At 68.1% G+C, this 18,039-nt stretch carries 16 protein-coding genes and 2 riboswitches; of the genes, 11 read left to right on the forward strand and 5 right to left on the reverse strand.

Annotated features, from left to right (window positions below; all coding sequences use genetic code 11):
• Positions 1-161 precede the first annotated feature (161 nt).
• The 4 genes from AC3ANP_RS11000 to gatB all read left to right on the forward strand — a co-directional run bounded on the left by AC3ANP_RS11000 (position 162) and on the right by gatB (position 4,225).
• A complete protein-coding gene (locus tag AC3ANP_RS11000; RefSeq protein ID WP_488330221.1) occupies positions 162-356 on the forward strand; it encodes a hypothetical protein in 195 nt (64 codons plus the stop codon).
• A gap of 486 nt (positions 357-842) precedes the next feature.
• Positions 843-1,139 (forward strand): Asp-tRNA(Asn)/Glu-tRNA(Gln) amidotransferase subunit GatC, encoded by a 297-nt coding sequence (gene gatC, locus AC3ANP_RS11005; RefSeq protein ID WP_488330222.1) that lies wholly within the window; start codon positions 843-845, stop codon positions 1,137-1,139.
• A 3-nt stretch (positions 1,140-1,142) separates the two neighbouring features.
• Positions 1,143-2,720, forward strand: a complete 1,578-nt coding sequence (gene gatA, locus AC3ANP_RS11010; RefSeq protein ID WP_488330223.1) for an Asp-tRNA(Asn)/Glu-tRNA(Gln) amidotransferase subunit GatA — start codon at positions 1,143-1,145, stop codon at positions 2,718-2,720.
• Positions 2,720-4,225 carry an Asp-tRNA(Asn)/Glu-tRNA(Gln) amidotransferase subunit GatB gene (gene gatB / locus AC3ANP_RS11015; RefSeq protein WP_488330224.1) on the forward strand — a complete coding sequence of 502 codons (1,506 nt, stop codon included), beginning with the start codon at positions 2,720-2,722 and terminating at the stop codon, positions 4,223-4,225. Before gatA ends, gatB begins: the two co-directional genes overlap by 1 nt.
• 118 nt (positions 4,226-4,343) lie before the next feature.
• Here the strand turns inward: gatB and AC3ANP_RS11020 are convergent, their stop codons facing one another.
• Together AC3ANP_RS11020 and AC3ANP_RS11025 are read right to left on the reverse strand one after the other, a co-directional pair.
• On the reverse strand, positions 4,344-5,636 hold the full coding sequence (locus AC3ANP_RS11020) for an MFS transporter (RefSeq protein WP_488330225.1): 1,293 nt from the start codon (positions 5,634-5,636) through the stop codon (positions 4,344-4,346).
• A 28-nt stretch (positions 5,637-5,664) separates the two neighbouring features.
• Entirely contained in the window at positions 5,665-6,888 is a 1,224-nt protein-coding gene (locus AC3ANP_RS11025) for a M20 metallopeptidase family protein (protein ID WP_488330226.1), read from the reverse strand.
• 141 nt (positions 6,889-7,029) lie between these two features.
• Between AC3ANP_RS11025 and AC3ANP_RS11030 the strand changes: the two genes are divergently transcribed.
• On the forward strand, positions 7,030-8,064 hold the full coding sequence (locus AC3ANP_RS11030; protein ID WP_488330227.1) for an Lrp/AsnC family transcriptional regulator: 1,035 nt from the start codon (positions 7,030-7,032) through the stop codon (positions 8,062-8,064).
• A gap of 22 nt (positions 8,065-8,086) precedes the next feature.
• Here AC3ANP_RS11030 and AC3ANP_RS11035 read toward each other — a convergent pair whose 3' ends face one another.
• Positions 8,087-8,992 (reverse strand): LysR family transcriptional regulator, encoded by a 906-nt coding sequence (locus AC3ANP_RS11035; protein ID WP_488330228.1) that lies wholly within the window; start codon positions 8,990-8,992, stop codon positions 8,087-8,089.
• A 142-nt stretch (positions 8,993-9,134) separates the two neighbouring features.
• Here AC3ANP_RS11035 and tdh point away from each other — a divergent pair, with 142 nt between their 5' ends.
• The 4 genes from tdh to hutI all read left to right on the forward strand — a co-directional run bounded on the left by tdh (position 9,135) and on the right by hutI (position 13,866).
• The gene (tdh, locus tag AC3ANP_RS11040; RefSeq protein WP_488330229.1) at positions 9,135-10,181 is read left to right on the forward strand and encodes an L-threonine 3-dehydrogenase; all 1,047 of its coding nucleotides are present in this window, start codon (positions 9,135-9,137) and stop codon (positions 10,179-10,181) included.
• A 55-nt stretch (positions 10,182-10,236) separates the two neighbouring features.
• Complete coding sequence (locus tag AC3ANP_RS11045; RefSeq protein ID WP_488330230.1) at positions 10,237-11,451, forward strand: glycine C-acetyltransferase; 1,215 nt, start codon at positions 10,237-10,239, stop codon at positions 11,449-11,451.
• Positions 11,452-11,527: 76 nt separating this feature from the next.
• On the forward strand, positions 11,528-12,643 hold the full coding sequence (locus AC3ANP_RS11050) for an NAD(P)/FAD-dependent oxidoreductase (RefSeq protein ID WP_488330231.1): 1,116 nt from the start codon (positions 11,528-11,530) through the stop codon (positions 12,641-12,643).
• Between the two features lie 11 nt (positions 12,644-12,654).
• Positions 12,655-13,866: an imidazolonepropionase gene (gene hutI / locus AC3ANP_RS11055; protein WP_488330232.1), complete on the forward strand. Its 1,212-nt coding sequence runs from the start codon at positions 12,655-12,657 to the stop codon at positions 13,864-13,866.
• A 41-nt stretch (positions 13,867-13,907) separates the two neighbouring features.
• Here the strand turns inward: hutI and AC3ANP_RS11060 are convergent, their stop codons facing one another.
• Complete coding sequence (locus AC3ANP_RS11060; RefSeq protein WP_488330233.1) at positions 13,908-14,588, reverse strand: histidine phosphatase family protein; 681 nt, start codon at positions 14,586-14,588, stop codon at positions 13,908-13,910.
• A 56-nt stretch (positions 14,589-14,644) separates the two neighbouring features.
• On the opposite strand from AC3ANP_RS11060, the gene AC3ANP_RS11065 reads away from it, so the two are divergent.
• On the forward strand, positions 14,645-15,436 hold the full coding sequence (locus AC3ANP_RS11065) for a CPBP family intramembrane glutamic endopeptidase (protein ID WP_488330234.1): 792 nt from the start codon (positions 14,645-14,647) through the stop codon (positions 15,434-15,436).
• A 112-nt stretch (positions 15,437-15,548) separates the two neighbouring features.
• Here AC3ANP_RS11065 and AC3ANP_RS11070 read toward each other — a convergent pair whose 3' ends face one another.
• Positions 15,549-16,187: a VOC family protein gene (locus AC3ANP_RS11070; RefSeq protein WP_488330235.1), complete on the reverse strand. Its 639-nt coding sequence runs from the start codon at positions 16,185-16,187 to the stop codon at positions 15,549-15,551.
• Positions 16,188-16,366: 179 nt separating this feature from the next.
• Positions 16,367-16,482, forward strand: a riboswitch (SAM riboswitch).
• Positions 16,483-16,542: 60 nt separating this feature from the next.
• Between AC3ANP_RS11070 and AC3ANP_RS11075 the strand changes: the two genes are divergently transcribed.
• Positions 16,543-17,859 carry a bifunctional o-acetylhomoserine/o-acetylserine sulfhydrylase gene (locus AC3ANP_RS11075; RefSeq protein WP_488330236.1) on the forward strand — a complete coding sequence of 439 codons (1,317 nt, stop codon included), beginning with the start codon at positions 16,543-16,545 and terminating at the stop codon, positions 17,857-17,859.
• A gap of 59 nt (positions 17,860-17,918) precedes the next feature.
• Positions 17,919-18,034: riboswitch (SAM riboswitch) on the forward strand.
• Positions 18,035-18,039 lie beyond the last annotated feature (5 nt).

Below are 18,039 nucleotides of genomic sequence, written 5' to 3' on the forward strand. Positions count from 1 at the left end.
GATGCTTTAGCGGGCGTCAGATCCGTCCTGATCCGGGCATCGAGTTCATCCCAAGTTCCGTCAGGAAGAACCCAATCGTCATAGTCAGTGTCGACCGTTCGGTAGCCCCGCCGGGACGCGAAATAGAAGGTCATCAGTTGGGCAACCCGTAGGCTGATGTCATGAAAAACACCATGCGAGCAACGCTCATTTGGTCGCTGGGGGCGGTTATTTTCTCTCTCGTCGGCGTATACATCGCATTGAACGCCAACGGGGTTTGGTACAGCATCGTCTCGGCGGTCTTACTTTTGCTCGCCGGCGTTACCTTCGCCGCCAGGGCCGCTCTTTCCGTCCGGGCCTCAGATCCCAACATCTAGATAGGCAGCCAGGGCCACCGCGTACTTTGGGGGCGGGGCTAGCACGGGGAGGCAGGTCCAGGGGTCTGCCGAAGCGCCAGGGCTGCCATGGTCCCCGGCGCAACCGTGACGCGGCGCGTTGGATGGTGCGCAGGTAGTCGTGTCGAGCGTGCGTCGTGCCGGCCACGGACCAATCGCCGCCATGGAGTGCATGGTGCACGTCATGGCGCTGAAAGCTCAAGCACGCGCTGAGCAGTTTCGACAACGAGCGGTCGCCACGGCTCCGAGTGCTGGAAGTTATCCGTTGCAGTGATGTCCGCTGCGATGGCCGCGGCACCGCGATGGCGGACACCGCGCTGGACCCAACCGCAAGGCCCGGCGCACAAAACACTGCCGTGGACTGTGATCCCGTCGTGGGACGCCCTTCCCGGCAGCCCCGGGAAGTAGCAGCAGGGGAACCCACGTAGACTGGAACGGAAAATAATCCGAACCTTGCAGGGGAGATCCATGGCTGCGATCAACCGCGACGACGTCGCGCACCTCGCGCGTCTCGCGCATATCGAGATGAGCGCTGAAGAGCTGGACAGGATGGCCGGCGAGCTCGCCGTCATCGTGGAATCGGTCAAATCCGTGAGCGAAGCCGCCGGTGACGACATCCCGGCCACGTCCCACCCGATTCCGCTGACCAACGTGTTCCGCGACGACGTGGTGGGCCACACCTTCACGGCCGAGCAGGCGCTCTCCGGAGCTCCCGACGCGTACGAGGGCCGTTTCAAGGTCCCGGCAATCCTGGATGAGGACTAAGACATGACCGAAACCACCCCTGAACTCTTCCGCCTCTCCGCCGCAGCGCTCGCCGAAAAGCTCGCCGCCCGCGAGGTCACCGCCGTCGAGGTCGTGCAGGCGCACCTGGACCGGATCGCCGCCGTCGACGGCCAGGTCAACGCGTTCCTGCACGTCAACGCCGAGGAAGCCCTCGCCGTCGCCGCCGAAGTGGACGCGATCCGTGCCGCCGGTGGCCCCGCCGCCGAAGAGCTGCACGTGCTCGCCGGCGTCCCGATCGCCGTCAAGGACCTGATCGTCACCATCGGCCAGCCGACCACCGCCGGCTCCAAGATCCTCGAAGGCTGGCACAGCCCCTACGACGCCACCGTCGTGGAGCGCCTGCGCGCCGCCAAGATGCCGATCCTGGGCAAGACCAACCTGGACGAGTTCGCCATGGGCTCCTCCACCGAGCATTCCGCGTACGGTCCCACCCGCAACCCCTGGGACCTGGACCGTATCCCTGGCGGCTCCGGTGGCGGCTCGGCTGCCGCCGTCGCCGCGTTCGAGGCGCCGCTGGCCCTCGGCACGGACACCGGCGGCTCCATCCGCCAGCCCGGCGCCGTCACCGGCACCGTCGGCGTAAAGCCCACCTACGGCGGCGTCTCCCGCTACGGCGCGATCGCCATGGCGTCCTCGCTGGACCAGATCGGCCCGGTCTCCCGGACCGTGCTGGACTCGGCGCTGCTGCACCAGGTCATCGGCGGGCACGACCCGCGCGACTCCACCTCGCTGCCGGATCCGCTCGAGGACCTCGTGGCCGCCGCCAGGACCGGCAACGTCGAAGGCATGAAGATCGGCATCATCAAGGAACTCCACGGCGAGGGCTACCAGGCCGGCGTCGAGAACCGTTTCAACGAGGCCCTCGAACTGCTCAAGGGCGCCGGCGCCGAGATCGTGGAAGTCTCCTGCCCCCACTTCAAGTACGCCCTCGGCGCCTACTACCTGATCATGCCCTCCGAGGCCTCCTCCAACCTGGCCAAGTTCGACGGCGTCCGGTTCGGCCTGCGCACGCTGCCCACCGACGCGCCGCTCACCATCGAGCGCGTCATGGGCGCCACCCGCGCCGCCGGCTTCGGCGATGAGGTCAAACGCCGCATCATCCTGGGCACCTACGCCCTGAGCGCCGGCTACTACGACGCCTACTACGGCTCGGCCCAGAAGGTGCGCACCCTGATCCAGCGTGACTTCGACGCCGCGTTCGCCCAGGCCGACGTGCTGATCTCCCCGACGGCGCCGACCACGGCGTTCAAGCTCGGCGAGAAGCTCAACGACCCGCTGGCCATGTACCTCAACGACGTCGCCACCATCCCCGCCAACATGGCCGGCGTGCCCGGCCTGTCCCTGCCCGGCGGCCTGGCCGACGAGGACGGACTGCCGGTCGGCGTCCAGCTGCTCGCCCCGGCGCGCCAGGACGCGCGTCTCTACCGGGTCGGCGCGGTGCTCGAGTCGCTGCTCGAGGCGCAGTGGGGCGGACCGCTGCTGGAGAAGGCCCCTGCACTGACTGATTCCGCGCCGGTGGTTGCTGCCGGCGCTCCCGCGAGCCACGGAGGTTCACACTAATGACTGACGCAACCCTCAGCTTCGAAGAAGCGATGGAGCGGTACGACCCGGTGCTCGGCTTCGAGGTGCACGTGGAGCTCAACACCAAGACCAAAATGTTCTCCTCCGCGCCCAACATCTTCGGCGACGAGCCCAACACCAACGTCAACGAGGTGGACCTGGGCCTTCCCGGCGTGCTGCCCGTGGTGAACCGGACCGCGATCGAGTCCTCGATCAAGATCGGCCTGGCGCTGAACTGCAAGATTGCCGAGACCTGCCGCTTCGCCCGGAAGAACTACTTCTACCCGGACACCCCGAAGAACTTCCAGACCTCCCAGTACGACGAGCCGATCGCCTACGACGGCTACCTGGACATCGAGCTTTCCGACGGCACCGTGTTCCGGGTCGAAATCGAACGCGCCCACATGGAGGAGGACGCCGGCAAGCTCACCCACATGGGCGGCGCGGCCGGCCGGATCCAGGGCGCCGACTACTCGCTGGTGGATTACAACCGGTCCGGCGTGCCGCTGGTCGAGATCGTCACCAAGCCGATCGAAGGGGCCGGCAGCCGCGCCCCCGAACTCGCCAAGGCCTACGTCGCCGCCGTCCGGGAGATCGTCAAGAACCTCGGCGTCTCGGACGCGAAAATGGAACGCGGCAACGTCCGCTGCGACGCCAACGTCTCGCTGCGCCCGCACGGCCGCGAACGCTTCGGGATCCGCTCGGAGACCAAGAACGTCAACTCGCTGCGCGCCGTCGAACACGCCGTCCGCTTCGAAATCCAGCGGCACGCCGCGGTGCTGGAATCCGGCGAGCCCGTGATCCAGGAAACCCGGCACTGGCACGAGGACACCCGCTCCACCACCTCGGGCCGGCCAAAGTCCGACGCCGACGACTACCGCTACTTCCCGGAACCGGACCTGGTGCCGATCGTGGCGTCCCGGGAATGGGTCGAAGAGCTCCGGGCCACGCTGCCCGAGCCGCCGGCCGCCCGCCGCAAGCGGCTGCAGGCCGACTGGGGCTACTCCGACCTGGAGTTCCGCGACGTCGTCAACGCCGGCGTCATGGACGAGATCGAGGAGACCATCGCCGCCGGCGCCACCGCCACGGTGGCCCGGAAGTGGTGGATGGGCGAGATCGTCGGGCGCGCCAAGAACGCCGACGTCGACCCCGGCCAGCTCGGCGTCGCCCCGGCCACCATCGTGGAACTGAACCAGATGGTCGAGGACGGCAAGATCAACAACAAGATGGCCTCCGAGGTCCTCGACGGCGTGCTCGCCGGCGAGGGCACCCCCGCGGAAATCGTTGCCCAGCGCGGCCTCGCGGTGGTCTCCGACGACGGCCCCCTGCTGGAAGCCATCGACGCCGCCCTCGCCGCGCAGCCCGGCGTCGCGGACAAGATCCGTGGCGGGAAGCTCCAGGCGATCGGCGCGATCGTCGGCGGCGTCATGAAGGCCACCCGCGGCCAGGCCGACGCAGGGCGCGTCAAGGAGCTGATCCTGCAGCGACTCGGGGTCGAAGGCTGAGCCGAAGCTGAGGCGCAAACCGCCCCGTGACGCGCAAATGCCCTGCCGCTGCCGGGATACCGGTAGCGGCAGGGCATTTGCGTGTCGCCGGGTGCGGGGTGTCGCCGGGGGCGCAGGCCTAGTGCGTCAGGTCCTTGCCCTTGGTCTCCGGGATGGTGAAGACGAAGGCGATGCCCACCAGCAGCAGGATCACCGCGTAGACGTTGAACAGGCCGGCCTGGCCGATGGTGCCCAGCCAGGTCTGCAGGTACGGGGCGGTGCCGCCGAAGACCGCCACGCAGATGGAGTAGGGGATCCCGACGCCGATGGTGCGGATCTTGGTGGGGAACAGCTCGGCGTAGACGGCCGGGACGATGGCCGCACTGCCCGCGATGAAGAACAGCATCACGGACATGCTCACGGCCAGCTGCCAGGGGGAGTCCTTCAGGAGCCAGGTCATCGGGAAAAGCAGCAGCGCGGCACCGGCAGAGCTGGCGATCAGCACGGGCTTGCGGCCGATGCGGTCAGACAGCTTGCCCCAGAACGGCAGGGCGGCGATGAAGACAATGTTGCCGATCACGCCGGCCCACAGGGCGTCCCCGCGGTCCATCTTGAGGGTGGTGGCGGCGTAGCTCGGAGCCACCACACCCCAGATGTAGTAGGACACGGTAAGGCCGACGGTCAGGCCGATGACCTGCAGGGCCTGTTTGCGGTACCGGAAGATCTGCGGCCACATCGGCTCGTGCTTCTCCTTCGGGGCTTCAGCCTCGAAGGCCTCGGTTTCCTTCATGCGGGCCCGCATGACCAGGGCGTAGATGCCCAGGGCCCCTCCGATCAGGAACGGGATGCGCCAGCCCCAGGCGTTCATGTCGGCCTTGCTGAGGACTCCGGTCAGGATGGCGCCCAGCAGCGTGCCGGCCAGGATTCCTGCCGTGCCGGAGGTGTAGATGAGCGTCGCCCAGAAACCGCGCTTTTCCTTGGGGGCCATCTCGGACAGGTACGTCTGGGACGACGGCAGTTCGCCGCCGTGGGCCAGGCCCTGGATGAGGCGGGCCACCAGCAGCATCACCGAGGCGAAGGCGCCGACGGCCGCGAAGGTCGGTGCGATCCCGATGAGCAGGCTGCCGACGGCCGCGAGGCCGACGGCGAAGGTCATGGACGTCTTGCGGCCGACCCGGTCACCGATCCAGCCGAAGACGAAACCGCCGAAGGGGCGGGCAACGAAGCCGACGGCGAAGATCGCCAGCGTGGAGAGGACCGCCGACGTCGGGTCCGCGGTGCTGAACAGCGCGCCGGCAATGAAGGGCGAGAACGTGGCGTAGATGGCCCAGTCGTACCATTCAACGGCGTTGCCGATGCCGGTGCCGATGAGGGTCCGCAGGTGGGATTTATGAACCTGGACTGTGGCTGAAGTGCCTACGGTGGCGGTCATGTCGTGCTCCAAGTGATGGTGGTAATGGTCAGTTGCCGGCAGCGGCAAGGGCTGCGATGCGGGAGACTGCGAGCTCTGTGTAAAGCGCTGCGCCGTCGGACAGAACGCCGTCGTCAAAGGTGGCGTAAGGGGAATGGTTAAACGGTGTGGCGGTGTGGTCGGCGCCGGGGGTGACGGCACTGAGCCCGATGAAGGTGCCGGGCACCTCCGCCATCACCCGGGAGAAGTCCTCCGAGCCGCTGAGCGGAGTGGCCCAGCGGGTATGGCGGGATTCACCAAACAGCTTCGCGATGGTCTTCTCGGCTGTGTGCGTCTCGTCTTCGTCCGTGACACTGAGGGGGTATTCGGCGCGGTAGTCGACGTCCACCTCCAAGCCGTGGGCCGAGGCGATGCCCTTGAGGAGGACCGGAATGGCAGTCATCATCAGTTCCCGGGATGCGTCGGAGAAGGTGCGGATGGTGGCTTCGAAGCGCGCGGATTCGGGGATGACGTTGCGCTTCGTGCCGGCCTGCAGGAGGCCGACGGTAAGGACCACGGGATCGAACATGTTGAACCGGCGGGTGACCATCACCTGCAGGGCCGTCACCATTTCGGCGACGGCCGTGACGGGGTCCTTGGCGGCGTGCGGCGCGGAGCCGTGGCCGCCCGACCCCAGCACCGTGACGAAGAGGCCATCCGAGGCGCTCATGATGACACCCGGCTTGGTGCAGAACTGCCCGTGTGGTTCCAGCGCGGAGAACACGTGCATCCCGTAGGCGGCATCAGCCCGGCGCCCTGCTGCGTCCAGGACGCCTTCGCGGATCATGTGGCCGGCGCCGTCGAAGCCTTCCTCGCCCGGCTGGAACATCAGGACGACGTCGCCGGCAAGCTGTTCGCGGCGTTCGGCCAGCAGGGTGGCCGCTCCGGCCAGCATCGAGGTGTGGAGGTCGTGGCCGCAGGCATGCATGGCGCCGTCAATCCTGGAGGAGAACGCGACGCCGGTGCGTTCCTGGACGGGAAGGCCGTCCATGTCAGCGCGCAGCAGGACGACCGGTCTGGCGGCCGCTGCGTGCGGCGCCCCGCCGCGCAGGACCGCGGTGACCGACGTCGTGCTTTCCCCGAGGGTGATCTCAAACGGGAGGTCCTGGAGCGCCTTGAGAACTTTTTCCTGGGTGCGGGGAAGGTCCAGGCCGATCTCCGGCTCCTGATGCAACTCATGGCGGAACCGGGCGATCTCGCCCCGGAGTTCCTTGGCGTCCGCGGTAATCGGCATCAGCTCTCCTGCTTCCTGAACGTTCGGTTTGTGATCTACTGCCTATTGTGAGGTGATCCGGTTCACAATGACGCAAACGGCTGGAAAAAATCAAAACTATGATTGTTCCTGCAGTATTCACGCAGCCGAGGGAGGACGCAGATGGAACTCAGTGAGGAGGACTTCGACCTGATCAATGCGCTGCAGATCGCGCCGCGGATCAGCTGGACCGATGCCGCCGGCGTCCTGGGCGTCCACGCGACCACCCTTGCTGCCCGGTGGGAGCGGTTGAAGGCGTCCGGCGTTGCCTGGCTTACGGCGCATTGGATGGGCGATCCCCAGCAGATGTGCCTGGCGCTGGTGGACGTGGACTGCGAGATGCGGCTGCGTGCCGACGTCACGGCCGCCCTTGCCGCCCTCCCGGAAGTGGTCACGGTGGAGGAAGCAGCGAGCAACCGTGACCTCATGCTGACGGTCATCACGCCCACCCTCGCCCAGTTCAGCGAATCAGTGGTGCCGCGCTTCAAGGAGATCCCCGGCCTCACCAAGTACCGCACCTCGCTGTGCACCCGCCTGCATGCCGGCGGCTACGCCTGGCGGCTCAATGTCCTGAACAAATCGCAGCAGGCTGCCCTGAAGGCGCTGGCGGGGCCGGAAGCGACCGGCTCGGCGCCGCCCCGGACCCCGGGTGCGCCGCTGCCGCCGAGCCATCTGGCGCTGATCCCGTTCCTCGCCAGGGACGGACGGGCGACGGCCGCGGAGATCGCCCGCGCTTTGGGCCGCAACCCCGCCACTGTCCAGCGGCAGCTGAACCGGGTGCTGGCCAGCCAGATGCTCTCCTTCCGGTGCGAAATCGCGCAGAAATACTCGGGCTATCCGGTCACCTGCCAGTGGCTGGCCAACGTGCCGGCCGGCCAGCACGAGGCCGCTGCCGCAGAACTGCGCACCTTCCGCAACATTCGGCTAAGCGCCTCCACCACGGGGCGCACCAACTTCGTGATCCTGATGTGGCTGCAGTCCCTGGCCGATGTCATGAACGCCGAACTGGTCCTGCAGCAGAGGATCCCCGGGATCGAGCTTGTGGAGAGCGTGGTGGTGCTCAGTTCCGCCAAGCGGGTCGGATGGATGCTGAACCCGGATTCGACGGCGACCGGCGCCGTCGTCGTCCCCGTCGCGGAGTTGACGCCGACAGCGTGACACCCGCGCACCCAACTGGGGATCAGGTGACCAGCTCGGTCATGATGGTCTGCAGCGCGTCGCAGACCATCATGACCGACTTGCGTTTCAGGTTCTCCGGCCGGGCCAGGATGTCGATCCGGCGCCGGGTGCTGATGCCCTCCAGCGGCTTCAGCACGATCCCCGGGTTTAGCGCGGGCCGCGCGGTGTGGCGCGGCAGCAAACCCACCACGCTGCCGGCCGCGACCAGGGCCGCCACGGTGGAGTAGTCGTTGATCCGGTGCACGATGTTCAGCTCCCGGCTGGAGACAGCGGCGACCGCAGCCAGCACATCGGCGGGGGAGTAGCCGGCATGGCTGGTCACCCACGGTTCGCCGACGACGTCGTCCGCCGTCACCGCGGGCTGGCCGGCAAGCCGGTGCCCGGCCGGTAGGGCCACGTCCAGCGGCTCATGCGCGAGCGGGATCACCGCCACCCGTTCCTGCGGCCACCGCGGGCTGTGGTCCATCCGGTGCGCCAGGACCAGGTCGTAGCGGGCCGTCAGCGCCGGGAAGTCCTGTTGCGCAACATCCTCGTCGGAGAGCTGGATCGTGGGCTGTCCCGGTTTGGCCAGCAGCCGCGCCAGCGGACCAAACAACGCCTGGCCCGCGCTGTGGAATCCGCTCAGCGTCACCGGCGCCACCGGCGAGCCGTGGTAGGCGCCGATCGCCATCTTCGCGTCCGCCATGGCGCTGACGACGGCGGCCCCGGCGTCCGCGAGCACCTGCCCGGCTTCGGTCAGCACCAGGTTGCGGCCCTCCTTGCGGGTCAGCGGAACCTCCACTGACCGCTGCAGCGCCGCCAGCTGCTGGGACACCGCCGACGGCGTGACCGCCAACGTTTCCGCCACCGCCTTGACGCTGCCCAGGGCGCCGAGTTCACGTAGCATTTCCAGCTGGTGAATTTCCATAACGTCCATCCTATGCTCAAGCTTTTACTAAATCGTCGATTGAGAAAAATTCTGTTGTGCTAATGCTTTTCTGCTTGTCTAATGGGGTGAGTCGTCCCACACCGCTGCCGCACGGAGGCAGCCAGCACAGTTAGGCAGGCCCATGAAGGCTCTCTACAAGTCCGGCGCCCACGCGGGATTCGAACTCGTCGACCGCCCTGAGCCCCAGGCCGGCAGCGGGGACGTCAAAATCCGCGTCATGAGCACCGGCATCTGCGGCACCGACCTGCACATCCAGTCGTGGGACGCCTGGGCGCAGGGCATGATCCAGGCACCCCTGATCGCCGGCCACGAGTTCTACGGCGAAGTGGTGGAGGTCGGCGCGGGCGTGCGGGACGTGCGGGTGGGGGACCGGGTGTCCGGGGAGGGCCACATCGTCTGCGGGATCTGCCGGAACTGCCGGGCCGGGCGCAAGCAGATGTGCATCAACACCGTCAGCGTGGGCGTGCAGCGTGACGGCGCCTTCGCCGAGTACGTCGTGATCCCCGAAACCAACGTCTGGGTTCACCACGATCCGTCCGTCACGCCGGAACTCGGCGCGATCTTTGATCCGTTCGGCAACGCCGTGCACACCGCGCTCAGCTTCCCCCTGGTCGGTGAGGACGTCCTCATCACCGGCGCCGGACCGATCGGCCTGATGGCCATCGCGGTCGCCCGGCACGCCGGCGCCCGGAAGATCGCCATCACGGACGTCTCCGCTCCGCGGCTGGAGCTGGCGCGCCGGCTCGGCGTCGACCTCGCGATCGACGTCTCCGGAACGCGGGTCAAGGACGCGCAGCGCGAGCTGGGCATGCGCGAGGGCTTCGATATTGGCCTGGAAATGTCCGGGCACCCGTCCGCGCTGCCGGAGATGATCGAGAACATGAACCACGGCGGCCGGATTGCGATGCTGGGCCTGCCCAGCCAGTCCATCGACATCGACTGGGGCAAGGTGGTCACGCACATGCTGACCATGAAGGGCATCTACGGCCGCGAAATGTTCGAGACCTGGTACGCCATGAGCGCCATGCTCTCCTCCAACCCGGTCCTGCACGCCAACATCTCCGCGGTGGTCACGGACACGCTGCCCGCCGCCGACTGGGAAAAGGGCTTCGAGATTGCCCGTGCCGGCAGCGGCGGCAAAGTCGTCCTCGACTGGACCGGCTTCTAGGCCGCGCCGCTTTCCGGTACCGTACAAAAATTCCCCCAGCCCAGGAGCGCAACCCATGTATTCAGCCATCAAGGACCAACTGCAGGACGAACTCGACGCGATCCGCGGCGCCGGCCTGTTCAAGACCGAGCGCCACATCGACTCGCCGCAGGCCGGCCGGATCCGTGCCGGCCAGGTGGGCCAGGGCGCAGCCGACGTCCTGAACTTCTGCGCCAACAACTACCTCGGCCTCGCCGACCACCCCGAGATCATCGCGGCCGCCAAGTCGGCGATGGACGATCGCGGCTTCGGAATGGCCAGCGTGCGCTTCATCTGCGGCACCCAGGACCTGCACCTGGCCCTCGAGGAACGGGTCTCGGCGTTCCTCGGCACCGAGGACACCATCCTGTTCTCCAGCTGCTTCGACGCGAACGGCGGCGTCTTCGAGTCCCTGTTCGGCCCGGAAGACGCGGTCATCTCCGATGCGCTGAACCACGCCTCCATCATCGACGGGATCCGGCTCTGCAAGGCCCGGCGCTTCCGCTACGCCAACCAGGACATGGCGGACCTCGAGGCGCGGCTGATTGAGGCCGACACGCAGGAGAACCCCGCCCGGCGCAAGATCATCGTCACCGACGGCGTCTTCTCGATGGACGGATTCCTGGCCCCACTCGAAGCGATCTGCGACCTCGCCGAAAAGTACGACGCCCTGGTCATGGTGGACGATTCACACGCCGTGGGCTTCATGGGGGCCTCCGGTGCCGGCACCCCCGAACACGCCGGCGTCTCGGACCGGGTGGACATCTACACCGGCACCTTCGGCAAGGCCCTCGGCGGCGCGTCCGGCGGCTACGTCTCCGGCCGCCGCGAGATCGTCGCCATGCTCCGGCAGAAGGCACGCCCCTACCTGTTCTCCAACTCGCTGGCACCGGCCATCGTGGCGGCGACCTTGAAGGCCCTTGACCTGGTCGAGCAGTCCGCCGAGCTCCGCAGCCGCCTCTTCGCCAACGCCGGGCTCTTCCGGCGCCGGATGGCCGAGGAGGGCTTCGACCTGCTCCCCGGCGAACACGCCATCGTCCCGGTCATGTTTGGCGACGCCGTGACCGCCGCCAGGGTCGCGGACGCGATGCTCGCCCACGGCGTCTTCGTCACCGCGTTCAGCTACCCCGTCGTGCCCAAGGGCGCAGCCCGGATCCGCGTCCAGCTCTCCGCCGCGCACAGCACGGACGACGTCGAAAGCTGCGTCCAGGCGTTCGTCCGCAGCCGCGCGGAGGCGGCCGCCCACGTATAACGGCGCCCCGCCGGGCCGAAACTACTGACGCCCAAAACTACTGACGCGGCCTCCCCCCGGATGCAAGGATGGGGGGATGTCAGCTACATACGATGTCGTGATCGTCGGCGGCGGCATCGCCGGCCTGTCCCTTGCCGCCGCGCTTGCCGGCAAATGCAGCGTGGCCCTGGTCGAAGCCGAGCAGTCGCTGGGGTACCACACGTCCGGGCGGTCCGCCCGGCAGCTGATCCCCAGTTACGGTCCGCCCGTGGTCCAGGAACTGACCATGCGCACCCTGGAACTGCTCGGCAGCCACGAGGGCACCCGGCCCGAACCCGTGCTCGCGCCGCGCCGGTTCATGCTGATCGGGGACGAGGAATCGGTCCGGCAGCAGGCCAGCGGCTTCATGCAGCCGATCAGCCACGCCGAGGCGCTGGACCTGTGCCCGGCGCTGAAGCCGGACTCCTTCACGGCCGCCGGCCTGGACTCCGGATCGTTCGCCTGCAACGCGCCCCTGCTACTGGAGGATCACCGGGAGCGGGCCGCCGCCGCGGGCGTGAACATCATCACCGGCGCCCGCGTCCACTCGGCGCAGCGCCTCGGATCCGGCTGGCAGCTCGGCGCCGGGCAAGAGGGCTTCGAAGCCGCTGTGGTGGTCAACGCCGCCGGAGCATGGGCGGACGAGCTGGCCGTGCTCAGCGGCGTCGAGAAACTGGGACTCCAGCCCTACCGGCGTACCGCCGCGATCGTCGACGTCGAACGGCCGCTGCCGCCGGGCTGCCCGATGGTCGCCGCCACCGGCGCCTTCTACTTCCGCCCCGAGGGCGCGCGGCAGGTCCTGATCTCGCCATCCGAAACCGTGCCCAGCGGGCCCGAAGACGCCCAGCCCCACCCTGGTGACATCGACGCCCTGATCGCCCGGCTCAACACCTTCACCACGATGGGAATCGGCAGCGTCGAGCGGGCCTGGACCGGGCTCCGGACCGAAGCCGCCGACGGCGTCCCGGTGGTGGGGTTCGACGCCGAAGCCACCGGCTTCTTTTGGCTTGCCGGCCAGGGCGGCTACGGTTTCCAGACCTCCTCCGCTATCGCCGAACTGGCAGCCGCCCTGATCCTGGCCGGACAGCAGGGCGGCAGCCCGTTCCCGGCGGACAGTCCGGCATCCCGGACAGCCGCGGCCGTGGCGGCAACGCGGTTGTCGATCCGGGGCTGAAGAATGGACGCATGAGCACCCTGATCACCAACATCGCGGAACTGATGACCCAGGACGCCGAACACCGGGTCCTGGACGCCGCGGCTATCGTGATCGAGGGGGAACGGATCGCCTGGATCGGAGCGGCAGCCCAGGCGCCCGCCGCCGACGACGCCGTCGACGCCGGCGGCCGGGCGCTCCTGCCCGGCTGGGTCGACTCGCATACCCACCTGGTCTTTGCCGGCGACCGGACGGCGGAATTCGAGGCGCGAATGGCGGGGGAGGCCTACCGCGCCGGCGGCATCGCGGCCACTACCGACGCCACCCGGAGGGCCGGCGACTACGACCTCACCCGGCTGGCGCTGGGACGGGTCGCGGAAGCGGTGGCGCAAGGCACCACCTACCTCGAAACCAAGACCGGCTACGGGCTGGACGTGGAGCACGAGGCCCGCAGCGCGCGGATCGCCGGCACGGTCGCGGACGAGGTCACCTACCTCGGCGCCCACCTCGTCCCGGCCGGCATGGACGCGGAGGACTACCTCGACCTGGTCTGCGGACCCATGCTCGCCGCGGTTCGCCCCTACGTGCGCTGGGCCGACGTCTTTTGTGAACGGGGCGCCTTCAACGAGGACCAGTCACGGCGCGTGCTGCAGGCGTGCCGGGAAGCCGGGCTGGGCCTGCGCGTGCACGGCAACCAGCTGGGCCCCGGAGCCGGTGTGCAGCTGGCGGTCGAGTTCGGGGCAGCCAGCGTGGACCACGTCAACTACCTCTCCGGCCCGGATATCGGGGCCCTCGCCGACAGCTGGTCCGGCTGGGACCCCGACGCCGGCACAGGCAGGCGCGGAACCGTCGCCACCTGCCTGCCAGCCTGCGACCTGTCCACCCGACAGCCGCTGGCGCCCGGACGGCAGCTGCTCGACGCCGGTGCGCAGCTGGCGCTCGCCTCCAACTGCAACCCCGGCACCTCCTACACGTCCTCGATGGCGTTCTGCGTCACCACAGCCGTGCTGCAGATGCGGCTCAGCGTGCACGAGGCTGTCCGCGCGGCGACGTACGGCGGCGCACTGGCGCTCGGCCGGGAGTCCGGGAACGACGTCGACGGACAGCGGGCGGTCGGCTCGATCGCCGTCGGGCACCGGGCGGACCTGCACCTGCTCAACGCCCCGTCAGCGACGCACCTGGCGTACCGGCCAGGCATGCCGCTGACGCATGCGGTCTGGCGCGCCGGGGTCCGCGCCCGCTAAGACACCGTCGGCCGGGACACAGTCGGCCAGGACGCCGTCCGCTAGAAAACCATCGGCGGGGCATCCAGCACGGTCTCGTCCACCCGCCGGTGCTCCCACTGGCTGAAGGGCCGGTCCAGTTCGTACTTTCCCTCGTCGGTGCGCAGCAGCCTGCGGATCTCGGCGTTGTCCGGGTTGTTCAGAGATTCAAAGTACTCCACGGACCAGTGGAACCAGCGCATGCAGAACAGCCGCATGGTCAGTCCGTGCGTCACAAACAAGGCATTCGGCGCGTAGTCCGGCCGGGACCAGTGCCGGTGCAGGGTCTCCATGAAGGAGGAGATCCGGTCGTAGACGTCGGAGCCGGACTCGCCCTCGCGGAAGCGGTAAAAGAAGTGCCCGTACGCGTTGCGGAGCTCCTTCTGGTCCTCAATGTCGCCGGCGATCTGGAAGTTCGCCCAGTCCTGTTCGCGCAGCCGCGGCTCCTCGATCACCCGCTCCGTCAGCGACCCCAGCCGGAGCGCCTCCAGGGTCTGGTAAGCCCGCAGATACGGCGAGACATAAACGCAGACCTTTTGTCCGTCCAGGTCCCGCCGCAGCAGCTCTCCCGCGGCCGTGGCCTGTTCGATGCCGAGCGGGGTCAGCGGAATCCGGTAGTCGGGCACCCGGTTGTAGATCGAGGTGTCGGCGTTGGCGGCGGACTGGCCGTGCCGGATCAGGTAGATTCTCCCGGGCGCACTCACGCCCCCAGCATAGGCGCGTGCAGTCAACTCCCCGAAACGGCAGGCAAGATAGGAACATGTTGGTTCCCTCCCGCCGTCGGCTGCGGCTTGAAGTCTGGATTGTCCTGGGCCTGTCCCTCGGCCAGTCGGCGGTGTACTCGGTGGTGCAGCTGCTGGACAAGATGACCCGGGCGCCGCTGGCGCAGGGCACATCGACGCTGAACCGCTCGCAGAGCCCGCGCGAATACTTCGATCTCACCTACCAACTGCTGGACATCATCTTCGCCCTGGTCCCGGTGGTGCTGGTGATCTATTTCCTGACCGAACACCGGGCCGCCGGCCCGGCCGGCGGCACTTTCACCGGCGGCGCCGGAACCTCGGCGTTCCGGAAACTGGGCTTCAACTTTGCCCGCCCCGGCAGGGACCTGGGCCAGGGCCTGGGCCTCGCCGCGCTCATCGGGATCCCGTCGCTCGGGCTCTACGCCGCCGGCCGGGCGCTGGGAATTACGACCGCGATCATCCCGAGTGCACTGGACTCCTACTGGTGGACGGTGCCGGTCCTCATCCTCTCCGCGATCCGGCACGGGATTGTCGAGGAAGTCATTGTGGTGGGCTATCTGCTGGACCGGTTGGGGAAGTTCGGCTGGGGCGCGCCGGCGGCCATCCTCGCCAGCTCCCTCCTGCGCGGCAGCTACCACCTTTACCAGGGCTTCGGCCCGTTCCTCGGCAACGCGGTCATGGGCGTCGTCTTCGCGCTGATCTACCGGAAGACCGGACGGGTGATGCCGCTGGTGATCGCGCACGCGCTGCTGGACATTGTCGCCTTCGTCGGCTTCAGCCTCTTCGGCAAAGCCATCGGCCTGGGCTAAGGAAGCCATTAAACCTGGGCTAAGGAAGCCATTAAAAGGGTTTCGGCCGCCGGCGGCGGGTGGCGTCATTGGCACCCGCGGCTGGCGGCCGAAGTCTTGTGGCCCGAAAGCGTCAGATGGTGACGGCTCCGGAGGCGGTTTCGAACGTGACGGACATGATACCGGGCGTCCCGCGGGGGGCCAGCCAGTTGACCGCCACGTCTTCCAGCGGCTTTTCCACCGGCATGCCAAGCCACTCGGTGACCCGCTCCGCCGAACCCGCGATAGTGAGCTCAGACATTTTGACGCTGCTCTGATACGCGTTGGACGGATGCAACGCGGGGTCGCCCTCCCATTTGAGCATGTAGGGGACCTGCGGATCGGCGATCAGGCCGAGGATGCCGATCTGCTTCCAGACCAGCTCGCGGCCGTCCGGGAACTTGCGGTTGCCGTTGACGGCGGCGCGTCCCAGGCGCTTCTCGAACGGGGCCAGGTCGTCGACCTCGACGCACCACCCCATCCAGCCGCCGCCGGCAGCCGAGCGGGCCCGCACGGCCTGGCCGAACGGCGCCTTGTCTGAGGCGGGGTGGTCCAGGACCTCCACGACCTCCAGGTACTTGTGCCCGGCCAGCGGAATAATCATGTTGCGGGTCCCGAACCGGGGGTGTACTCCGCCCTTGACGGCTTCGACACCGAGGGCGGTCGCAATACGTTCGGTGGTGGCAGCCAAGCCATCTTGTTCACAGGCGTAAGAGACGTGATCCATGCGCATGCCATCATCTTGGCACTTTGTGATAGAGCTCTCAGCTTAGGCCGCCCTAACCGTCATGGGATGTCGTTTGAGAGGGCCCGGCCTGACGCAACCACCGCCCGCCACCGGCATTTCCGGCCCGTACTTCATCTTTGTCACAAAGCTATCCGCGCCCGCCGGCCCTACCTAGACTGGGGCCAGGTCATGAGTGCCAGCATCGAGCCCCGGCTTGCTGGCCGGCAACCCTCCTTACGCGGTGGGGTGCCCCGGGTGAAGACCTGGCCGCCCGGCGCCCGCCGGGTGGCAAGCGCGGCGCCAGCGCCGTCCGGCCTTCGGGCCCGGGGCGGGCTGTGCCCAGTAACAGGGAGCTATTGCCATGTCCAATGCCTGGTCCTTCGAAACCCGCCAGATCCACGCCGGCCAGGAGCCGGACCCCGCTACCGGGGCGCGTGCACTGCCGATTTACCAGACGACGTCGTTTGTCTTCCCCAGCGCCGAGAGCGCTGCGGACCGTTTCGCCCTCGCCGAACTCGGCCCCATTTACACCCGGATCGGCAACCCCACCCAGGACGCGGTGGAGCAGCGGATCGCCAGCCTGGAAGGAGGGGTCGGCGCCCTGCTGCTCAGCTCGGGGCAGGCCGCGGGGACGCTCGCCATCCTTAACCTTGCCGAGGCCGGGGACCACGTGGTGGCCAGCCCCAGCCTGTACGGCGGCACGTACAACCTGCTGGCGCACACGCTGAAGAAGCTCGGCATCTCGGTGACGTTCGTCGCGGACCCGGACAACCTGGATCAGTGGCGGGCGGCCGTGCAGCCGAACACCAAGCTGTTCTTCGGCGAGGTGGTGTCCAATCCGCGCCAGGACGTACTGGACCTTGAGGGGGTCGCGGAGGTCGCCCACAGCGCCGGAGTCCCGCTGATTGTGGACAACACCCTCTCCACGCCGTACCTGATCCGGCCGATCGAGTGGGGCGCGGACATTGTGGTGCATTCGGCCACCAAGTACCTGGGCGGCCACGGCACCGCGATCGGCGGCGTGATCGTGGACTCCGGCAACTTCGACTTCGGCAAGGACCCCGAGCGGTTCCCCGGGTTCAACACCCCGGACCCCACCTACAACGGACTGGTTTATGCCCGGGACCTCGGAGCGGACGGCGCGCTGGGCGCGAACCTGTCCTTCATCCTCAAGGCGCGGGTCCAGCTGCTGCGCGACCTCGGGTCCGCGGTCTCACCGTTCAACGCCTTCCTGATCGCCCAGGGCATCGAGACGTTGAGCCTGCGGGTGGAGCGGCACGTCGAGAACGCCGGCAAGGTGGCGGCCTGGCTGGAGGCGCGTGACGACGTCGAATCGGTTGCCTACGCCGGGCTGCCCTCCAGCCCCTGGTATGAACGCGGCCGCAAGTACGGCCCGAAGGGTACCGGTGCCGTGGTCGCCTTCACCATCGCCGGGGGAGCAGAGGCGGGCAAACGCTTCGTCGACGCCCTTGAGCTGCACTCCCACGTGGCGAACATCGGCGATGTGCGCTCCCTGGTGATCCACCCGGCATCGACCACGCACAGCCAGCTGTCGCCCGAACAGCAGGCGGTCGCGGGGGTCCAGCCGGGCCTGGTCCGGCTCTCCGTGGGACTCGAGCACATCGATGACATCCTCGCCGACCTCGACGCGGGATTCCGCGCGGCCAAACTGGCCTGAGGTCATACAGCCGTCACAATCTTCGCGCTTGCCCGGCCCCGTTTCGTAGACTCGAGCCAGGTCATGAGTGCCAGTGACAGCCCCGGCTTGCTGGCCGGCAACCCTCCGCTTCCGGCGGGGTGCCCCGGGTGAAGACCTGGCCTGCCGGTCTGCTGACGGCGGGCAAGCGCGAAGTTAGGT

The sequence above is a fragment of the Arthrobacter sp. JB02-1C genome, from assembly GCF_057748045.1.

Coding starts and splice junctions, on each gene's coding strand:
- AC3ANP_RS11000 (WP_488330221.1), top strand. CDS start 162: ATGAAAAACACCATGCGAGCAACGCTCATTTGGTCGCTGGGGGCGGTT.
- gatC (WP_488330222.1), top strand. CDS start 843: ATGGCTGCGATCAACCGCGACGACGTCGCGCACCTCGCGCGTCTCGCG.
- gatA (WP_488330223.1), top strand. CDS start 1,143: ATGACCGAAACCACCCCTGAACTCTTCCGCCTCTCCGCCGCAGCGCTC.
- gatB (WP_488330224.1), top strand. CDS start 2,720: ATGACTGACGCAACCCTCAGCTTCGAAGAAGCGATGGAGCGGTACGAC.
- AC3ANP_RS11020 (WP_488330225.1), bottom strand. CDS start 5,636: ATGACCGCCACCGTAGGCACTTCAGCCACAGTCCAGGTTCATAAATCC.
- AC3ANP_RS11025 (WP_488330226.1), bottom strand. CDS start 6,888: ATGCCGATTACCGCGGACGCCAAGGAACTCCGGGGCGAGATCGCCCGG.
- AC3ANP_RS11030 (WP_488330227.1), top strand. CDS start 7,030: ATGGAACTCAGTGAGGAGGACTTCGACCTGATCAATGCGCTGCAGATC.
- AC3ANP_RS11035 (WP_488330228.1), bottom strand. CDS start 8,992: ATGGAAATTCACCAGCTGGAAATGCTACGTGAACTCGGCGCCCTGGGC.
- tdh (WP_488330229.1), top strand. CDS start 9,135: ATGAAGGCTCTCTACAAGTCCGGCGCCCACGCGGGATTCGAACTCGTC.
- AC3ANP_RS11045 (WP_488330230.1), top strand. CDS start 10,237: ATGTATTCAGCCATCAAGGACCAACTGCAGGACGAACTCGACGCGATC.
- AC3ANP_RS11050 (WP_488330231.1), top strand. CDS start 11,528: ATGTCAGCTACATACGATGTCGTGATCGTCGGCGGCGGCATCGCCGGC.
- hutI (WP_488330232.1), top strand. CDS start 12,655: ATGAGCACCCTGATCACCAACATCGCGGAACTGATGACCCAGGACGCC.
- AC3ANP_RS11065 (WP_488330234.1), top strand. CDS start 14,645: ATGTTGGTTCCCTCCCGCCGTCGGCTGCGGCTTGAAGTCTGGATTGTC.
- AC3ANP_RS11070 (WP_488330235.1), bottom strand. CDS start 16,187: ATGCGCATGGATCACGTCTCTTACGCCTGTGAACAAGATGGCTTGGCT.
- AC3ANP_RS11075 (WP_488330236.1), top strand. CDS start 16,543: ATGTCCAATGCCTGGTCCTTCGAAACCCGCCAGATCCACGCCGGCCAG.